Annotated in this window: 19 protein-coding genes and 1 rRNA gene (1 of these 20 running past the window's edge); 15 read left to right on the forward strand and 5 right to left on the reverse strand. The window is 71.5% G+C overall.

The genetic code is table 11. The annotated features are described in order from the left end of the window. Window positions 1-48: ribosomal RNA gene (locus G408_RS0106850) — 16S ribosomal RNA — on the reverse strand (it extends 1490 nt beyond the left edge of the window). 567 nt (window positions 49-615) lie between these two features. Here G408_RS0106850 and G408_RS0106855 point away from each other — a divergent pair. After that, the gene (locus G408_RS0106855; protein WP_028770496.1) at window positions 616-1077 is read left to right on the forward strand and encodes a DUF192 domain-containing protein; all 462 of its coding nucleotides are present in this window, start codon (window positions 616-618) and stop codon (window positions 1075-1077) included. A gap of 24 nt (window positions 1078-1101) precedes the next feature. Here the strand turns inward: G408_RS0106855 and G408_RS0106860 are convergent, their stop codons facing one another. Then, the gene (locus G408_RS0106860; RefSeq protein WP_028770497.1) at window positions 1102-1281 is read right to left on the reverse strand and encodes a rubredoxin; all 180 of its coding nucleotides are present in this window, start codon (window positions 1279-1281) and stop codon (window positions 1102-1104) included. 118 nt (window positions 1282-1399) lie between these two features. On the opposite strand from G408_RS0106860, the gene thiE reads away from it, so the two are divergent. Genes thiE through G408_RS0106880 form a run of 4 tightly spaced genes read left to right on the forward strand, consistent with a single transcriptional unit; the run spans window position 1400 to window position 5152 of the window. Next, entirely contained in the window at window positions 1400-2035 is a 636-nt protein-coding gene (gene thiE, locus G408_RS0106865; RefSeq protein WP_028770498.1) for a thiamine phosphate synthase, read from the forward strand. A 57-nt stretch (window positions 2036-2092) separates the two neighbouring features. Further along, a complete protein-coding gene (hemL, locus tag G408_RS0106870) occupies window positions 2093-3385 on the forward strand; it encodes a glutamate-1-semialdehyde 2,1-aminomutase (protein ID WP_028770499.1) in 1293 nt (430 codons plus the stop codon). Next, a complete protein-coding gene (locus G408_RS13555; RefSeq protein WP_084628116.1) occupies window positions 3382-4023 on the forward strand; it encodes an HAD family hydrolase in 642 nt (213 codons plus the stop codon). The genes hemL and G408_RS13555 overlap by 4 nt, the downstream gene beginning before the upstream one ends. Further along, entirely contained in the window at window positions 4013-5152 is a 1140-nt protein-coding gene (locus G408_RS0106880; RefSeq protein ID WP_028770500.1) for a trans-sulfuration enzyme family protein, read from the forward strand. Before G408_RS13555 ends, G408_RS0106880 begins: the two co-directional genes overlap by 11 nt. Window positions 5153-5170: 18 nt before the next feature. Here the strand turns inward: G408_RS0106880 and G408_RS0106885 are convergent, their stop codons facing one another. The 3 genes from G408_RS0106885 to G408_RS0106895 are packed head-to-tail and all read right to left on the reverse strand — an operon-like array spanning window position 5171 to window position 7037. Beyond that, window positions 5171-5590: a VOC family protein gene (locus tag G408_RS0106885; protein ID WP_028770501.1), complete on the reverse strand. Its 420-nt coding sequence runs from the start codon at window positions 5588-5590 to the stop codon at window positions 5171-5173. 32 nt (window positions 5591-5622) lie between these two features. After that, window positions 5623-6438, reverse strand: coding sequence for an SDR family oxidoreductase (locus tag G408_RS0106890; protein ID WP_028770502.1), 816 nt, complete (start codon window positions 6436-6438; stop codon window positions 5623-5625). A gap of 14 nt (window positions 6439-6452) precedes the next feature. Then, window positions 6453-7037, reverse strand: coding sequence for an LON peptidase substrate-binding domain-containing protein (locus G408_RS0106895; RefSeq protein WP_028770503.1), 585 nt, complete (start codon window positions 7035-7037; stop codon window positions 6453-6455). Window positions 7038-7277: 240 nt separating this feature from the next. Here G408_RS0106895 and G408_RS15290 point away from each other — a divergent pair, with 240 nt between their 5' ends. The 10 genes from G408_RS15290 to leuD all read left to right on the forward strand — a co-directional run bounded on the left by G408_RS15290 (window position 7278) and on the right by leuD (window position 17743). Then, entirely contained in the window at window positions 7278-7418 is a 141-nt protein-coding gene (locus tag G408_RS15290) for a hypothetical protein (RefSeq protein WP_156890083.1), read from the forward strand. A gap of 114 nt (window positions 7419-7532) precedes the next feature. After that, entirely contained in the window at window positions 7533-9197 is a 1665-nt protein-coding gene (gene ilvD, locus G408_RS13560; protein ID WP_037412663.1) for a dihydroxy-acid dehydratase, read from the forward strand. Between the two features lie 79 nt (window positions 9198-9276). After that, on the forward strand, window positions 9277-10347 hold the full coding sequence (ilvC, locus tag G408_RS13565; RefSeq protein WP_051282711.1) for a ketol-acid reductoisomerase: 1071 nt from the start codon (window positions 9277-9279) through the stop codon (window positions 10345-10347). After that, the gene (ilvG, locus tag G408_RS0106915; RefSeq protein ID WP_028770504.1) at window positions 10344-12041 is read left to right on the forward strand and encodes an acetolactate synthase 2 catalytic subunit; all 1698 of its coding nucleotides are present in this window, start codon (window positions 10344-10346) and stop codon (window positions 12039-12041) included. Before ilvC ends, ilvG begins: the two co-directional genes overlap by 4 nt. Next, complete coding sequence (locus G408_RS0106920; RefSeq protein ID WP_028770505.1) at window positions 12025-12261, forward strand: ACT domain-containing protein; 237 nt, start codon at window positions 12025-12027, stop codon at window positions 12259-12261. Before ilvG ends, G408_RS0106920 begins: the two co-directional genes overlap by 17 nt. Continuing rightward, on the forward strand, window positions 12252-13115 hold the full coding sequence (locus tag G408_RS13570; protein WP_037412664.1) for an aminotransferase class IV: 864 nt from the start codon (window positions 12252-12254) through the stop codon (window positions 13113-13115). The genes G408_RS0106920 and G408_RS13570 overlap by 10 nt, the downstream gene beginning before the upstream one ends. After that, window positions 13115-14125, forward strand: coding sequence for a threonine dehydratase (locus tag G408_RS13575; RefSeq protein ID WP_037412685.1), 1011 nt, complete (start codon window positions 13115-13117; stop codon window positions 14123-14125). Before G408_RS13570 ends, G408_RS13575 begins: the two co-directional genes overlap by 1 nt. After that, window positions 14122-15702, forward strand: a complete 1581-nt coding sequence (locus tag G408_RS13580) for a 2-isopropylmalate synthase (RefSeq protein ID WP_051282712.1) — start codon at window positions 14122-14124, stop codon at window positions 15700-15702. Before G408_RS13575 ends, G408_RS13580 begins: the two co-directional genes overlap by 4 nt. Continuing rightward, complete coding sequence (leuC, locus tag G408_RS13585) at window positions 15699-17153, forward strand: 3-isopropylmalate dehydratase large subunit (RefSeq protein ID WP_051282713.1); 1455 nt, start codon at window positions 15699-15701, stop codon at window positions 17151-17153. The genes G408_RS13580 and leuC overlap by 4 nt, the downstream gene beginning before the upstream one ends. Beyond that, complete coding sequence (leuD, locus tag G408_RS0106945; protein ID WP_028770506.1) at window positions 17150-17743, forward strand: 3-isopropylmalate dehydratase small subunit; 594 nt, start codon at window positions 17150-17152, stop codon at window positions 17741-17743. Before leuC ends, leuD begins: the two co-directional genes overlap by 4 nt. Window positions 17744-17746: the final 3 nt, after the last annotated feature.

Consider the following 17746-nt stretch of genomic DNA (forward strand, 5'->3'; position numbering starts at 1 on the left):
GGCCTGCCGCCAGCGTTCACTCTGAGCCAGGATCAAACTCTTCAGTTAAAGCAAAAAGCTTTAAGCAGATCGTCGACCCCGAGCTTGCGTCGCTTGCTTGACAATTGACAGTGCTCATGATCGAGCGTCTGCAAGATTGATGATGACCATCACCACCCTGCAGGCACCCGCACAAAACACCTGCGCGTACTTTCAAAGATCTACCCCCAACCGGCGCCTTTCGCGCCACCAGGCGTTTCGCCCGAGGGAGCCGCACACTATACAGCACTTTCGAAGAACGTCAACACCTCAGCACCGACATCCTCCTCCAGCCCCTCCACCACACCAGCCCATCAAGGCCGCCCGGCGAAGGGGCGCGAACTATAGGCAAACCCCTCCCCCCAGCGCAAGAGCCCCACACCCCAACACCCAACCCCAAACCACCACCCGTTCAGACACCACACCCCAACACCCAGCAACCACAAGAAAAACACCTGAACCAGAACCGCGCAGACCACTCCCCGGCACACAGCACCAAACAGGACGAAGAGCGCTGGATCGCCGCCCGGGAGGCATCGCTACACTCCAGGCGATCCCGGCCCGACCCTCGCGCCGCCCCCCCACAAGGACTCCGCCATGCCTCGACTCGGCCTGCTGCTCTCCCTGCTTTCCGCGCTCGTGCTTGCCACCGCCTGCAGCGGCGCTACGACACATTGGGTGGAAGTGGGCGGGCAGCGCTTCAGCGTGGAGCTGGCGCTGGACCACGAGACGCGCGCCCGCGGGCTGATGTACCGCGAGTCGATGCCCGAGGACCACGGCATGCTCTTCGTGCACGAGCGCGAGGAGCCGCTCGCCTACTGGATGAAGAACACGCGGATCCCGCTCGACATCCTCTACTTCGATGCCGGGCGCCGGCTGGTGTCGATCCAGCGCGGGGTGCCGACCTGCTCGGCGGGCGATGCCTGCCCGAACTACCCGAGCCGCGGGCCGGCGAAATACGTGCTGGAACTCAATGCCGGGCGCTCCGATGCGCTGGGCCTGAAGCCGGGCGACCCGATCCGCTTCTCGCCGGGCATCCCCGAGACCGGCCAGCCCTGAGACCAGGCACGGAGCGGCGCGGGTTCAGACCTCGACCATCTCGAAGTCGGCCTTGCCCACGCCACAGTCGGGGCAGCACCAGTCCTCGGGCACATCGGCCCAGCGGGTGCCGGGCGGAATGCCCTCGGCGGGCAGACCCTGAGCCTCGTCGTAGAGGAAGCCGCAGACGCAGCAGACCCAGGTCTTGTAGGGGGCATCGCTCATCACAGGGCTCCGCAAGGCGATTCGATGCAAGGACCGACAGCCTGCCATGGCCGGTGTGAGACGGCGAGCAGGGGCGCAGCGGCCGGGCGCGAGCTCCCGGGCAGGCGATAATGCCGGCATGCCGATGCGCGGCCTCTACCTCATCACCCCGGACGACGACGACCGCGACCGCCTGCTGGAGCGCGTGGCCGCCGTGCTGCCGGCCCGCCCCGCCCTGCTGCAGTACCGGAACAAGCGGGCCTCGGACGAGCGCCGCCGCGACGAGGCGCGGGCGATCAAGGCCCTGTGCGATGCCGTGGGCGTGCCATTGGTGGTGAACGATGACTGGCGGCTCGCCCTCGAGATCGGGGCCGCCGGGGCGCATCTGGGCGAGGACGACGGCGATCTTTCGGAAGCACGGCGCGCGGCGCCGGGACTGCTGCTCGGCGCTTCCTGCTACGACGATCTGTCCCGCGCCCGGGCGATGGCCAAGGCCGGCGCCGACTATCTCGCCTTCGGCGCCTTCTTCCCCACCCGCACCAAGGCCACCACGCGGCGCGCCACGCCCGCACTGCTGCGTGAGGCCGCCGTGCTCGGCCGGCCGCGGGTCGCCATCGGCGGCATCCGCACCGATAATGCACCGGCCCTGCTGGCCGCGGGGGCCGATCTGCTCGCCGTGGTGGGGGCGGTGTTCGAGGCCCCCGATCCGCTGGCGGAGGCCCGGCGCTTCACCGCGCTGTTCGACGCCACTCCAGCCCACGCCGCGGCGGACTGAGAGGCTGGCCCTGCCGCCCTGCCCGTCGCCCCCAACCCGCTCCTGATCCTGTTTCCGATGAAGACCGACCGAAGCCACGCCCTCTACACCCGCGCCCTCGAGCTGCTGCCCGGCGGCGTGAACTCGCCGGTGCGCGCCTTCAAGTCGGTGGGCGGCGAGCCCTTCTTCGCCAGGCGGGCGAAGGGCGCCTGGATCGAGGACGTGGACGGCAACCGCTATGTCGACTACATCGGCAGCTGGGGGCCGATGATCGCCGGCCATGCCCGCGAGGAAGTGCTGGAAGCGGTGCGCGAGGTGATGGCAGACGGCCTGAGCTTCGGCGTGCCCAATGCGCTGGAAGTGACGATGGCCGAGGAGATCACCCGCCTCGTGCCGAGCTGCGAGATGGTGCGGATGGTGAACTCCGGCACCGAGGCCACGCTCTCGGCGATCCGGCTGGCGCGGGGCGCCACCGGGCGTAGCCGGATCGTGAAGTTCGAGGGCTGCTACCACGGCCATGGCGACAGCTTCCTGGTGAAGGCCGGCTCCGGCGCGCTCACCTTCGGCCTGCCGAACTCGCCGGGCGTGCCCAAGGCGCTCGCCGACCTCACGCTCATCCTGCCCTACAACGATTTCGAGGCCGCCACGCGCCTGTTCGACGAGGTGGGCAAGGACATCGCCGGCGTGATCGTCGAGCCGGTGGTGGGCAATGCCAACTGCATCCCGCCGGAGCCGGGCTACCTCGAGCACCTGCGCGCCCTGTGCACGAAACACGGCGCGGTGCTGATCTTCGACGAGGTGATGACCGGCTTCCGCGTATCGCTCGGCGGTGCGCAACAGCTGTATGGCGTGCGCCCGGACCTCAGCACCTTCGGCAAGATCATCGGCGGCGGCATGCCGGTGGGCGCCTACGGCGGCCGCCGTGACCTGATGCAGCAGATCGCCCCGGCCGGCCCGATCTACCAGGCCGGCACCCTGAGCGGGAACCCGGTGGCGATGGCGGCCGGCCTCGCGACGCTGAAGCTGATCCAGCAGCCAGGCTTCTACGAGGGGCTCTCTGCCACGACCGATGCCCTGGTGGCCGGCTTCGAGGCCGCTGCCGCCGAGGCCGGGGTGGCCTTCAGCACCCGCCATGTCTGCGCCATGTTCGGGCTGTACTTCACCGCCGAGCGCGTGACGCGCTTCGAACAGGCCAAGGCCGCCGACACCGCGCGCTTCAACCGCTTCTTCCACGCCATGCTGAAGCGCGGCGTCTACCTCGCGCCCTCGGCCTTCGAGGCCGGCTTCGTCTCCTCGATGCATGGCGAGGCCGAGATCGCGCATACCCTGGAGGCCGCCCGCGCCGCCTTCCGCGAGGTGGCCGCCACGTGAGTCCACGTCCGCGACCGCGGCTGGTGATCTTCGACCTCGACGAGGTGCTGGTCGACTACAGCCGCGTGCCGCGGATCGAGGCCCTGTCGCGGGCGGTGGGCGCCCCGCCGTCGCTCATCGATGCCGCGCTGTTCCGCAGCGGGCTGGAGGCGAAGAACGACCGCGGCGACCTCGGCATCGAGGACTACCTCGACGCCGTGCGCCGCCGCCATGGCATCGACATCCCGCTCGAGGCCTTCATCGAGGCGCGGCGGCAGAGCATGCGCCTGCGCCGCGAGGTGCTGGCGATCGCCGAGGCGCTGGCGCCGCAGACCACGCTGGCGCTGTTCACCAACAACGGCCAGTGGCTGGGCCGGCAGCTGCCGAAGCTGCTGCCGGAGCTGCGGCCCCTGTTCGGCACCCGCATGGTGACGAGCGGCCAGCTCGGGCTGACCAAGCCCGACCCGCGGGCCTACTTCGCCTGCCTGTCCACCCTGGGCTTCTCCCCGGCCTCGGCGCTGATGATCGACGACCGCGAGGACAACGTGGCCGGGGCGCGCAGCGCCGGGCTGGATGCCATCCACTACACCACCCCCGCCGGGCTCGCCGAGGAACTGGCGCGCCGCGGCTTCGACCTGGAACCCGCGCATGCCGACTGAACGGCGCCTCGAGACCCTGGCGGTGCACGCCGGGGGAGAATCCGACCCGCACAACGGCGCGGTAGCCCCGCCACTGCATCTTTCCACCACCTTCCGCCACGGCCCGGCGGCCGAGCGGATGGCGGGCTACGAATACCAGCGCGAGGGCAACCCCACGCAGGACCGGCTGGAAACCGCGCTGGCTGCCCTCGAGGGCGGTGCGGCGGCCCTGGCCTACGGCTCGGGCATGGCGGCGATGACCGCGGCGCTCGAGTGCCTGCCCCCCGGCAGCGAGGTGCTGATCCCCGAGGACTGCTATGCCGGCCTGCGCTCGCTGGGCGCCGAGTTCCTGCCCGAACGCGGGGTGACGGTGCGCCGCGTCGACCAGACCGATCCGGCCGCGGTGGCGGCGGCGATGGGGCCGGCGGTGCGGATGATCTGGGCCGAGACGCCCTCGAACCCGCAGCTGCGCATCGCCGATCTCGCCGCCCTGTCGGCCATCGCGAGGCAGCATGATGCCCTGCTGGCAGTGGACAACACCTTCGCCACCCCGGTGCTGCAGCAGCCCCTCGCCCTCGGCGCCGACCTCGTGATGCATTCCACCACCAAGTACATGGGCGGCCACAGCGACGTGATGGGCGGCGCCCTGGTGTTCGCCCGCCGCGATGCCCTGTTCGAGAAGGCCGCACACCGCCGCCACATCACCGGCAACATCCTCGCCCCGTTCTCGGCCTGGCTCACCCTGCGCGGCCTGCGCTCGCTGCCGGCGCGCATGGCCTGGCACTGCGCCAATGCCCGGCGGGTGGCCGAGTTCCTCGCCGCGCAGCCGACGGTGGCACGGGTGCACTACCCCGGCCTTGCCGGCCACCCGAACCATGCGGTGGCCGCGCGGCAGATGCGCGACTTCGGCGGCATGGTCTCGGTGGAGTTCAAGGGCGGCCGGGAAGCGGCGCTCGCCTTCGCCGGGGCGGTGGAACTCTTCACCAATGCCACCTCGCTCGGCGGCGTGGAATCCCTGATCGAACACCGCGCCTCGGTGGAGGGGCCGAACCCGGTCTCGCCACCGGGCCTGCTGCGGCTCTCGGTGGGCCTGGAGCACGCCGAGGACCTGCTCGAGGACCTGGCGCGCGGCATCGCCGCGCTCGGCTGAGCGCGGCAGGGGCCGCCGCTACCAGCGGCCGATGTTCGGCATCGAGGCCCAGGGCTCGCGCGGGGGCAGGGCCTCGCCGGCCTGCAGCAGCTCGATCGAGATCTGGTCGGGGGACCGCACGAAGGCCATGCGGCCATCGCGCGGCGGCCGGTTGATGGTGACGCCATGCGCCTGCAGGCGCTCGCAGGCGGCATAGATGTCGTCCACCGCGAAGGCGAGGTGGCCGAAGTTGCGGGCGCTGCCGTAGTCCTCGTCGTCGTAGTTGTAGGTGAGCTCGACCTCGACCTCGGGATTGGCCGGGGCGGCGAGGTAGACCAGGGTGAAGCGGCCCTCGGGGTAGTCCTTGCGCCGGGTTTCGACGAGGCCCAGGGCATCGCGATAGAAGCGCAGCGAGGCCTCGAGGTCGCGGACGCGGACCATGGCATGCAGGTAACGCATGGCGGAATGACTCCTTCAGGAAGGCGGGAAGGCTAGAGGAACAGATCCGGCAGCAGGGGCTGCGCAGGATCGACGGCATAGGGCGTGAAGTCGGTGACGCCGGCCTCGCGCAGCACGTCCTCGTCGATCAGGAACTGGCCGGAAGCCCCGCGGGCCTCGCGGCAGAGCACGGCATGCGCGGCATCGGCCACCACTTCCGGGCGGCGGCAGCGCGCCACGTCCACGCCCGGGATCATGTTGAGGGCGTCGGTGGCGATCACCGTCTTCGGCCACAGGGCATTGACCGCCACGCCACGCGGGCCGAACTCGGCGGCGAGACCGAGGGTGACGAAGCTCATGCCCATCTTGGCGAGGGTGTAGCCGGTATGCGGCCCCCACCACTTCGGGTCGAGGGTGGGCGGCGGGGCCAAGGTGAGGATGTGCGGGTTCGGCGCCTTCAGCAGGTACGGGAGGGCCTTCTGCGCGCAGAGGAAGCTGCCGCGGCTGTTGACCTGCTGCATCAGGTCGAAGCGCTTCATCGGCGTGTCCAGCGTGCCTTTCAGCCAGATCGCACTGGCGTTGTTGACGAGGATGTCGAGGCCGCCGAAGCGCTCGACCGTGGCGGCCACCGCGGCCTCGACCTCGGCCTCCTCGCGGATGTCGCACTTGAGGGCGAGCGCCCGTCCGCCCGCGGCCTCCACCGCCGCGGCGGCGCTGTGGATGGTGCCGGGCAGCTTGGGATTGGGCACCGCGGACTTGGCGGCAATGGCGATGTTGGCGCCGTCGCGGGCGGCGCGCAGGGCGATGGCGAGCCCGATGCCGCGCGAGGCGCCGGTGATGAAGAGGATTTTTCCAGCGAGCGTGTTCATGCGCCAAGCATGGCTCAGGCCAGCTGCGGCAGCCAGCGCAGCAGGGCATCGAGGCGCTGCGCCGGGGCATCCTCCTCAAGCAGGTGCAGGCGCTGGTCATGGCTGAGCGGCAACAGTTCCGCCAGCCGCCAGGACACCCAGTCGGCATCGTCGTAGCAGGCCTGCTCGGCATAGGCATGCGGGCCGCCGGCGCGCTCGAGCAGGCGCTGCAGGAGATCGGCGAGGAAGCCGTGCTGCGCCGCCACCGGCTGGCGCGGCGGCACAGGCAGCCAGCGCACCTCGCCCAGCACCAGGCCATCGTCCTGCACCGTGCGGCGCTCGACGCGGAAGCGGCGCTCGCCCTCCACCGCGATGCCGAGCACCCCGGGCTCGCGCATGGTGAAGTCGACGATCCTCGCCTCGGTGCCGGTGCGGGCCGGAACGGCAGGCCGCCCCACCTCCTCGCCCTCGAGGATCAGACAGACCCCAAAACCGCTGCCCTCGCGGGCGCAGCGCTTGACCATGCCGAGGTAGCGCGGCTCGAACACCCGCAGCGCCAGGACGCCGCCGGGCAGCAGCACGGTGCGCAGCGGGAACAGCGGCAGCGGAGACTCGCTCATCGTGGGCGGGGGTCACGGGGGTGGATGAGCATGACGCGACGCCCGGCGGCAGGGCGTGACGGCGGTCGTGTGATGCGCATTGCGTCCGGAATCCGGCCCTGGCCGCCGGGCCCGGGGCCGTATCGATCGCAACCATGCCCCTTTGTGATCAAGGCCATGGCCTAGAGCCGGGGCTCGAAAGCGCGCTCATGCCAAAACCGCAGTTGACAGACGCAAAAGCCCCGTGCTTTCAATCCCCGCATGTTCACCACCGCGCTGCCGCTGGCTTCCCACGTCGCCGAGACCGCCCTCGTGCCGGTCCTCGATGTCGTGCCCGCGGCCGCGCTGCTCATCGTCGTCGTCCTTCTTATTCGCCCCTCCACCGGTGCGGGATCGACGTGACCTAAGAACAACGCAGCAACCAGGTCCGAAACGAAAACCCCGCACCGGCAACGGTGCGGGGTTTCGCGTTTCAGGGCTTCCGGATTCCCCTCGACGCCTCGAAACCCGCCAGCCGTGAACTCCGACCAGATCAAGACCGGCCCCTCCCGCGCCCCTGCCCGCGCCATGCTGCGCGCCACCGGCCTGAGCGATGCCGACATCGCCAAGCCGCTGGTGGCGGTGGTGCACACCTGGTCGGACATCTCGCCCTGCAACCTGACCCTGCGCGAGCTGGCCGGCCAGGTGCGCGAGGGCGTGCGCGCCGCCGGCGGCACCCCGGTGGAGTTCAACACGATTGCCGTGACCGATGGGATTGCCATGGGCAGCGAGGGCATGCGCGCCTCCCTGCCCTCGCGCGAAGTGATCGCCGACTCGATCGAACTGGCAGTGAGCGGCCATTGCCTCGACGCGGTGGTGGCGATCGTGGGCTGCGACAAGACCATCCCGGCCGCGGCGATGGCCCTGGCGCGGCTCGACCTGCCGGGCCTGATCCTCTATGGCGGCAGCATCCAGCCCGGGGTGTGCCACGCGAGGAAGATCACCGTGCAGGAGGTCTTCGAGGCAGTGGGCGCGCATGCCGCAGGCCGCATCGACGAGGCCGAGCTGGACCGTATCGAACGCAGCGCCTGCCCGGGCGCCGGGGCCTGCGGCGGCCAGTTCACCGCCAACACCATGGCCATGGTGCTGACCACGCTGGGCCTCTCGCCGATGGGTCTGAACGACATCCCGGCCACCGATCCGGAGAAACGCGCGGCGGCCTTCCGCTGCGGCGAGCTGGCGATGGCCGCATTGGGGGCGAACCGCCGCCCCCGCGCCGTCCTGAGCCGCGAGGCCATCGACAATGCCGCCGTCGCGGTGGCGGCCACGGCGGGCTCGACCAATGCCGTGCTGCACCTGCTCGCCATCGCCCACGAGGCCGGCATCGACTACCCGCTGGAGCGCTTCGAGGCCGCCTCGCGCACCCCGGTCATCGCCGACCTCAAGCCTGGCGGGCGCTTCACTGCGGTGGAGCTGCATGCCGCCGGCGGCACGGCGAAGGTGCTGGAGGAGCTGCGCGCCGCCGGGAAGCTCCACGACACCCCGACCATGACCGGCGAGTCCCTGTTCGCCGCCATCGACGCCGCCCGCACCGCCCATGCCACGCGCGCCGGCGCGGCGGCGGACGACGCCGCGGCCGTGGTGCCGGGCTTCAAGGCCCCGCTGAAGCCGCACGGCGGCTACTCGGTGCTCTACGGCAACCTCGCCCCGGAAGGCTGCATCTGCAAGCTGCCGGCCGGACGCCGCCAGTTCGAGGGCCCGGCGCGGGTCTTCGACTCCGAGGAGGCCGCCTTCGCCGCCGTGCAGGCGCGCCGAATCCGTGCCGGCGACGTGGTGGTGATCCGCTTCGAAGGCCCGGCGGGCGGCCCCGGCATGCGCGAAATGCTGGCCGTGACCGCCGCCCTGGTGGGCCAGGGCCTTGGCAATGAGGTGGCGCTGATCACCGATGGCCGCTTCAGTGGCGCCACCCACGGCTTCATGGTGGGCCACATCAGCCCCGAGGCCGCGCGCGGCGGCCCGCTGGCCCGCCTGCGCGAGGGCGACCCGGTGCGCATCGACATCGACGCCCGGCGCCTCGAGACCCCTGCAAACCTCGAGGCCCGCGAACCCATATGCATCGAGCCGCGCGTGCGCCACGGCGCGCTCGCGAAATACGCCCGCCTCGTCGCCTCCGCGAGCCGCGGCGCCATCACCAGCGGATAGCCCCACTCGTTTCCCGCTCCTCGCCCATCCCCTCGTTTTTCCTCGCACGCCACCCCGTTTCTTCCCGAAGGACATCGCCATGACCAGCACCACCCGCATCACCACGCCCGCCGCCCTGGAACACCGCACCGTCGCCGTCATCGGCTATGGCAGCCAGGGCAGCGCCCATGCGAAGAACCTGCGCGACTCCGGCGTGCGTGTCATCGTCGGCCTGCGCCCCGGCGGCCCGACCGAGGCGAAGGCGAAGGCCGAGGGTTTCGAGGTGCGCGAACCCGCCGAGGCCGTGCGCGCCGCCGACCTCGTGGCGGTGCTGGTGCCGGACATGGCCCAGCCCCAGCTCTACCAGCAACAGATCGCGCCGAACCTGAAGGCCGGCGCCTGCCTGCTGTTCGCCCACGGTTTCAACGTGCATTACGGCCAGATCAACCCGCGCCATGACATCGACGTGGTGCTGGTGGCGCCGAAGGGCCCCGGGGCACTGGTACGCCGCGAGTTCGAGATCGGCCGTGGCGTGCCCAGCGTCTACGCCGTGCACCAGGACCAGAGTGGCGAGGCCGAGGCGATCGCCCTGGCCTACTGCGCCGGCATCGGCGGTGGCCGCGCCCAGCCGATCAGGACCACCTTCAAGGAGGAGACCGAGACCGACCTGTTCGGCGAGCAGGCGGTGCTCTGCGGCGGCGCCACCAAGCTGGTGATGGCCGGCTGGGAAACGCTGGTGGAAGCCGGCTACCAGCCCGAAATCGCTTACTACGAGTGCCTGCACGAGCTGAAGCTGATCGTCGACCTGCTCTACGAGGGCGGTATCACCCAGATGCACCGCTTCATCAGCGAGACCGCGCAGTATGGCGATCTGACCCGCGGCCCGTATGTGGTGGACGAGCACACCCGCACGCAGATGAAGCGGGTGCTGGCCGAGATCCAGGACGGCCGCTTCGCCCGCGAGTGGATCGCCGAGTACCGCGCCGGCAACCCGAACTACCGCGCCCTGAAGCAGGCCGATCTGGAGCATCCGATCGAAGCCGTGGGCCGAAAGCTGCGCGCCGCCATGCCCTGGCTGCAGCCGCGCGGCGAAGCGCCGGCGAATCCCCCGGCAACGGCGGCGTCCACCACGGCCAGCCCGCAGGCGAAACCCGCCGAGGCCAGTGCATGAATGGCGCCGAATGGCTGGTGCGCGCGCTCGAGACCGAGGGGGTGGACACCCTCTTCGGCTACCCGGGCGGCTGCATCATGCCCTTCTACGACGCCCTGCTCGGCAGCCGGATGCACCATGTGCTGGTGCGCCACGAGCAGGCCGCCGCGCTGGCGGCGAACGGCTATGCCCGGCACAGCGGCCGCGTGGGCGTCTGCGTCGCAACCTCGGGCCCCGGCGCCTCGAACCTCGTCACCGGGATCGCCGATGCCCTGCTGGATTCGGTGCCGATGGTCTGCCTCACCGGCCAGGTGCCGACGCACCTGATGGGCACCGACGCCTTCCAGGAACTGGACGTGTTCGGCATGACCCTGCCGATCGTCAAGCACAGCTACCTGCCGCGCTCGGTCGACGAGCTTCCGGCAGTGCTGCATGAGGCCTTCCATCTGGCCCGCAGCGGCCGGCCCGGTCCGGTGCTGATCGACCTGCCGAAGGACGTGCAGCTGGCCTGCGCCGACCACCTGCCCTCCCCGGCGCCGATCGAGAGCCCGCCGGTGGTGAATGCGGTGCCGGTGGGGCTGGTGGAGGCGCTGGCCCTGATCGCGCGCTCGAAGAAGCCCGTGGTCTACGGCGGCGGCGGCATCGCCATCGCCGGCGCCACCGCCGCCTTCCGCCGCTTCATCGCCGCGACGAAGATTCCCACCGTGCTCACCCTGCGCGGGCTGGGCGCCCTGCCCTTCGACCATCCCGCCTTCCTCGGCATGCTGGGCATGCATGGCAGCAAGGCCGCGAACCTGGCAGTGCAGGAGAGCGATCTCCTGATCGTCGTGGGCGCGCGCTTCGATGACCGCGCCACCGGCAAGCTGGCCGAATTCGCCCCGCATGCGAAGGTGATCCATCTCGATGCGGATCTCGGCGAGATCAACAAGCTGCGCCGCGCGGATGTCTCGGTGCATGGCCGCCTCGACACCAGCCTGAACGCGCTCTGTGCCGCCATCAGCCGCTGCGAGGACTGGCGCGCCCTGTGCGCAGCGCGTGCCCGCAAACACGCCGCCCGCTATGACGCGCCCGGGAACGACATCTACGCTCCGGCCCTGCTGAAGCGGCTCTCCGAACTGGCGCCGGAGGCGGTCGTCGCCTGCGACGTGGGCCAGCACCAGATGTGGGTGGCGCAGCACTGGGGCTTCACCGACCCGAGCCACCACCTGTCGAGCGCCGGGCTCGGCACGATGGGCTTCGGCCTGCCCGCCGCCATCGGCGCGCAGCTCTCGAACCCGGGCGCCACGGTGGTCTGCGTCAGCGGCGACGGCAGCTTCCAGATGAACCTGCAGGAGCTGGCCACCGTGGCCCGCGAGCGGCTGCCGATCAAGATCGTCCTGCTCGACAACCAGGCCCTCGGCATGGTGCGGCAGTGGCAGGAGCTGTTCTTCCAGGAACGCTACTCCGCCGTCGATCTCTCCGACAACCCGGACTTCGGCTTGATCGCCAGGGCCTACGGCATCCCCGCCCTGCACCTCGATACCCGCGCCGAGCAGGAGCGCGTGCTGGCCGAACTCCTCGCCATCGAGGGGCCGGCCTTCCTGCACGTGGTGATCGACCAGAAGGCCAATGTCTGGCCGCTGGTACCGCCCAACCATTCGAACGCCCAGATGCTCGACGGCCCGGCCGGCGCCGAAACGACGATGAAGGAGCCCACCGATGCACTACCGACTTGAGGTCCAGCTGCGGCGCGCCGAGGGCGCGCTGGCCCGGGTGCTGGGCACCGCGCAGCGCCGCGGCTACGCCCCGATTTCCCTGCAGGCCGAGACCGACCCGCGGGCCGGGGCCTGGCGGCTCTCGATGACCGTGGAGAGCGCACGCTCGGCCCAGGGCCTGAAATCGCAGCTCGACAAGCTGCACGACTGCCTAGCGGTGGAGGTGGCGCCATGTCGCTGATGCAGTGGTGCGACGGCAGGATCGCCGGGGCCGAGTCCTTCAGTACCCCGCTCACCAGCCATGCCCTGCACTACGGCACCGGGGTGTTCGAGGGCATCCGCAGCTATGGCACCGACGATGGCGGCGCGGCGGTGTTCCGCCTGCCCGAGCATCTGGAGCGCATGCGCCGGGGCGCCGATGCCCTCGGAATGCGCTTCGACGTGGCGCAGGCCGCCGAGGCCGTGCTCGCCACCCTGCGCGCCAACGGCCACCGCGATGCCTATATCCGCCCCCTGCTCTGGTTCGATGCCGGCGGGCTTGGCCTCGACGTGGACAGGCTCAGTGAGCGCCTGATGGTGGCCACCCTGCCGTGGAGCAGCCATCTCGGCACGCACCGGGTGCGGCTCACCGTCTCGCCCTTCCGCCGCAACCCGGCGAAAGCCCTGCCGCCGCTGAAGCTCTGCGGCAACTACGTCAACTCGATCCTGGCGAAGCGCGAGGCCAGCCAGCGCGGCTTCGGCGAAGCGCTGTTCGTGGACGATCACGGCTTCGTCGTCGAATGCACCGGCGAGAACGTCTTCCTGGTGAAGGACGGGCGCATCACCGCGGTCGAGCATGGCGATGCCCTGCCCGGCATCACCCGCGATACCGTGATCCGGCTGACCGGCGCCGCGTCGCGGCCGGTGCGGATCGAGGAGCTGCTGGCCGCCGACGAGGTGTTCCTGACCGGCACCTCGGCCGAGATCGCCCGCGTCGAGGCCATCGACGGCCGTGTGTTCCCCGCCTCGCCGGTGGGCGATGCCCTGGCCGCCCGCTACGCCGACGTGGTGCGCGGCCGCTGCGATACCGCGCACGGCTGGCTGACGAGGGTCTGATGCCGCTGGATGCCGCCCGCGCCGACGTGACTGCCAGCGACGTGCTGGCGGCCAGCGCGCGCCTGCGCCGCTACCTGCCGCCCACACCCCTGCATTACGCCGAACGTTTCGGTTGCTGGCTGAAGCTGGAGAACCTGCAGCGCACCGGCGCCTACAAGGTGCGCGGCGCGCTGAACGCCCTGCTGGCGGCACGCGAGCGCGGCGACCGGCGCACGGTGATCACGGCGTCCGCCGGCAACCATGCCATGGGTCTTGCCTGGGCGGCGCGGGCGCTGAAAGTGCCGGTGATCACCGTGATGCCGCTGACGGCGCCAGCGGTGAAGGCCCAGGGCGTGGCTTTCCTCGGCGCCACCGTGCGCCAGCACGGCCAGACCTATGACGAAGCCAAGGCGCATGCGCTGCTGCTCGCCGAGCAGCATGGGTTCCGCTACCTCTCGGCCTTCGACGATCCGGACGTGATCGCCGGGCAGGGCACGCTGGGCATCGAGCTGGCGCCGCATGCGCCGGAGGCCGTGCTGGTGCCGATCGGCGGCGGCGGCCTCGCCGCCGGCGTGGCGCTGGCGCTGAAGTCGCAGGGCGTGCGCATCATCGGCGCCCAGGTGGAGGGCGTGGACGCGATGGCCCGCGCCCTGCGCGGTGACCCCTCGCCCATCCAGCCTGCGCCGACGCTGGCCGACGGCACCCGCGTGGCCGAAGCGGGGGCGCTCACCCGCGAGATCCTCTCACGCCTGCTCGACGACCTCGTGATCGTGCGCGAGGCCGAGCTGCGCGAGACCCTGGCGCGACTGATGCTCGAGGAGCACATCGTCGCCGAGGGCGCCGGGGCGCTGGCCCTGGCCGCCGGCCGCCGCGTGGCCAGCCGCCGCAAGGTGGCGGTGGTCTCCGGCGGGAACATCGATGCCGCGGTCTTCGCCCGGCTCCTGCTCGACACCCGTCCGCGCCCACCGCGCCCGCCGCGGCGGCGCGCCGCCGATCCCGTCTTCCCCTCCCCTGAAGGATCACTGCCATGACCGCCCCACCGGAGCGCATCCGCATCTTCGATACCAGCCTGCGCGATGGCGAACAGTCGCCCGGCTGCAGCATGGGCCCGGCGCAGAAACTGCGTTTCGCACTGGCGCTGGCCGAACTCGGCGTCGACACCGTGGAAGCCGGCTTCGCCGCCAGCTCCGAGGCCGATGCCGAGGGCATCGCCCGCATCGCCCGCGCCCTGCGCGGCACCGGAGTCGGGGTGTGCAGCCTGGCGCGCTGCCGCCCTGGCGACATCGAGGCCGCGGCCCGGGCGCTGGAGGGCGCCGACGCCCCGCGCCTGCATGTCTTCATCGCCACGAGCCCCCTGCACCGCGAGCACAAGCTCGGCTTCTCGCCGGCCGAGGTGGTGGACGCGGCGGTGCGTGCCGTCGAGCATGCACGCCGCCTCGTCGATGACGTGGAATTCTCCGCCGAGGATGCGATCCGTACCGAGCCGGAGTTCCTCGAGGCCGTCTTTGGCGCCGCCGCTGCCGCCGGCGCCCGCACGCTGAACGTGCCAGACACCGTGGGCTATACCACGCCCGCCGAGATCGAGGCCCTGTTCCGCCGCCTGCGCGCCGCCCTCCCGGCCAATGCCGTCCTCTCGGCGCACTGCCACGACGACCTCGGGCTTGCGGTGGCGAACTCGCTCGCGGCCATCGCCGGCGGCGCCCGGCAGGTGGAATGCACCGTCAATGGCATCGGCGAGCGCGCCGGCAATGCGGCGCTGGAGGAGATCGTCATGGCGCTGTCGGTACGCAAGGACCGCTTCCCCTTCCGCACCGGCATCGACACCACGCGCCTCGTGCCCACCTCGCGCCTGCTCTCGCGCATCACCGGCATGGCCGTGCAGCGCAACAAGGCCATCGTCGGGGCGAACGCCTTCGCCCACGAGAGCGGCATCCACCAGCACGGCATGCTGAAGCACCGCGATACCTACGAGATCATGCGGCCCGAGACCGTGGGCTGGGCGCGCTCGCAGATGGTGCTGGGACGGCACAGCGGCCGCGCGGCGGTGAACGAGCGCCTCGCCTTCCTCGGCTTCTCGCTGGACGAGGCGGCAACGGAGCGGCTGTTCACCCGCTTCAAGGCCCTGGCCGAGAAGAAGAAGGAGGTCTTCGACGCCGACCTCGAGGCCCTGGTGCTGGGCGAGGATGCCAACAGCGCCGGCTGGCAGCTCACCGCCTTCCATCTCTCCACCGGGGCCGGCCAGGGCGAGCAGCCCGCGGCGGCGGTGGAACTCCGCGCCCCGGACGGCGAGGCGCATTTCGGCCGCGGCAGCGGCGATGGCCCGGTACATGCCCTGTTCGCCGCGCTCACCGAGGCCCGCGGCCTGCATCTCGACATCGAGAGCTACGCCGTGCACAGCGTGAGCAGCGGCGAGGACGCGCAGGGCCAGGCCTCCCTGAGCACCCGCCACGAGGGCGAGGAGCTGAGCGCCAGCGCCACCAGCACCGACATCCTCGAGGCCAGCGCCCTCGCGTGGCTGGCGCTGGCCCAGCGCATCGCCCGGCGTCGCACAGGACCGCCCGGTGCCGTCCCGGCAGGCGCCGACACCGCCACGGAGGCCCGCGCATGAGCGCGCCGCGCACCCTGTTCGACAAGCTCTGGGACGCCCACCTGGTGCGCCCGGAAAGCGCCGACGCCCCGGCCCTGCTCTACATCGATCTTCATCTGCTGCACGAGGTGACGAGCCCGCAGGCCTTCGCTGAACTCGCCGCCCGCGGGCTGCCGGTGCGCCGCCCCGACCGCCACAAGGCCACGCTGGACCACAGCACGCCTACCCTGCCCCCCGGCCCGGAGGGCCGCCGCGCCTGGGCCACGCGCGAGGCCGAGGCCCAGGTCGAGGCCCTGCGCAATAACTGCGCCGCGCATGGCATCGAGCTGTTCGACTGGGACAGCGGGCGGCGCGGCATCGTCCACGTGGTGGGGCCGGAACTCGGTCTGACCCAGCCCGGCATGACCCTCGTCTGCGGCGACAGCCACACCGCCACCCACGGCGCCTTCGGAGCCCTGGCCTTCGGCATCGGCAGCAGCGAGGTGGCGCATGTGCTGGCCACCCAGTGCCTGCTGCAGCGGCGCCCGAAGACGCTGGCGGTGACGGTGGAGGGCCGCCTGCCCCCCGGCTGCAGCGCCAAGGACCTCGTCCTGCACCTGATCGGCCGCATCGGCGTGGGCGGCGGCACCGGCCATGTCATCGAGTACCGCGGTCCTGCCATCGAGGCCCTGTCGATGGAGGAGCGGATGACGGTGTGCAACATGAGCATCGAGGCCGGCGCCCGGGCCGGGCTGGTGGGCGTGGACGAGACGACCATCGACTGGCTGCGCGGCCGCGAGCGCGTGCCGCAGGGCGCCGCCTTCGAGGCTGCGGCGGCGCGCTGGCGGCAGTGGCGCAGCGACGAGGGCGCACGCTTCGACCGCGAGGTGCGGATCGATGCCAGTGAACTTCGCCCCACCCTGAGCTGGGGCACCCATCCGGGTCAGGTGCTGCCGGTCGATGGCCATCTGCCACCGGCGGGACCCGAGACCGTCCGCGCCCTGTCCTACATGGGCTTCGAGAGTGGACAGGCGCTGGCCGGCACGCCGGTGGACGTGGTCTTCGTCGGCAGCTGCACCAATGGCCGGCTCTCCGACCTGCGCGAGGCCGCCGCCGTGCTGCGCGGCCGCCGCGTGCATCCACGGGTGCGGATGCTGGTGGTGCCGGGCTCGGATGCGGTGAAACGCGCCGCCGAAGCCGAGGGCATCGACCGCATCGTGCGCGAGGCCGGCGCCGAGTGGCGCGAGGCCGGCTGCTCGATGTGCATCGCCATGAATGGCGATGTCGTCGCCCCGGGCCAGCTCGCCGTGAGCACCAGCAACCGCAATTTCGAAGGCCGGCAGGGCAAGGGCGCGCGCACCCTGCTGGCCTCGCCGGCCAGCGCCGCCGCCGCCGCGGTGGCCGGCTGCGTAGCCGATCCCCGTCCCTTCCTCGGCCCCGGCGGCGCGCCCTCCGCGCCCGCCCCGGCCTTCGCCCATGAGGTGGATGCATGAGTCCCTTCCGCTGCCTGGAATCCCCCATCGCCTGCCTGCCACAGGCCAACATCGACACCGACCAGATCATCCCGGCCCGCTTCCTCACCACCACCACGCGCGAGGGCCTCGGCCGCCATGCCTTCCACGACTGGCGCTACGACGCCGAAGGCCGCCCCGACCCGGACTTCGTGCTCAACCGCCCGGAGGCCGCGCAGGCCCGCATTCTGGTGGCCGGCCCCAACTTCGGCTGCGGCAGCTCGCGCGAGCACGCCCCCTGGGCCCTGCTCGACGCCGGCATCCGCGCCGTCATCAGCGCCGGCATCGCCGACATCTTCCGCGCCAATGCCCTGAAGAACGGCCTGCTGCCGATCGTGCTGCCCGAGGCCGTGGTCGACACCCTGCTCGCCCAGCCCGGCCTGCGGCTGAAGATCGACGTGGCCAAGGGGCGGGTGTACTGGCCGGAGGGCGAGTCGCTGCCCTTCGCCCTCGATGCCTTCTCCCGCACCTGCCTGCTCGAGGGCGTGGACGAACTCGGCTACCTGCTCTCCCAGCACGAGGCCATCGCCGCATACGAACGCCGCCACGAGGACACCGCCCATGTCGCCTGATGC

Source organism: Silanimonas lenta DSM 16282, from assembly GCF_000429065.1.
Lineage (GTDB): Bacteria > Pseudomonadota > Gammaproteobacteria > Xanthomonadales > Xanthomonadaceae > Silanimonas > Silanimonas lenta.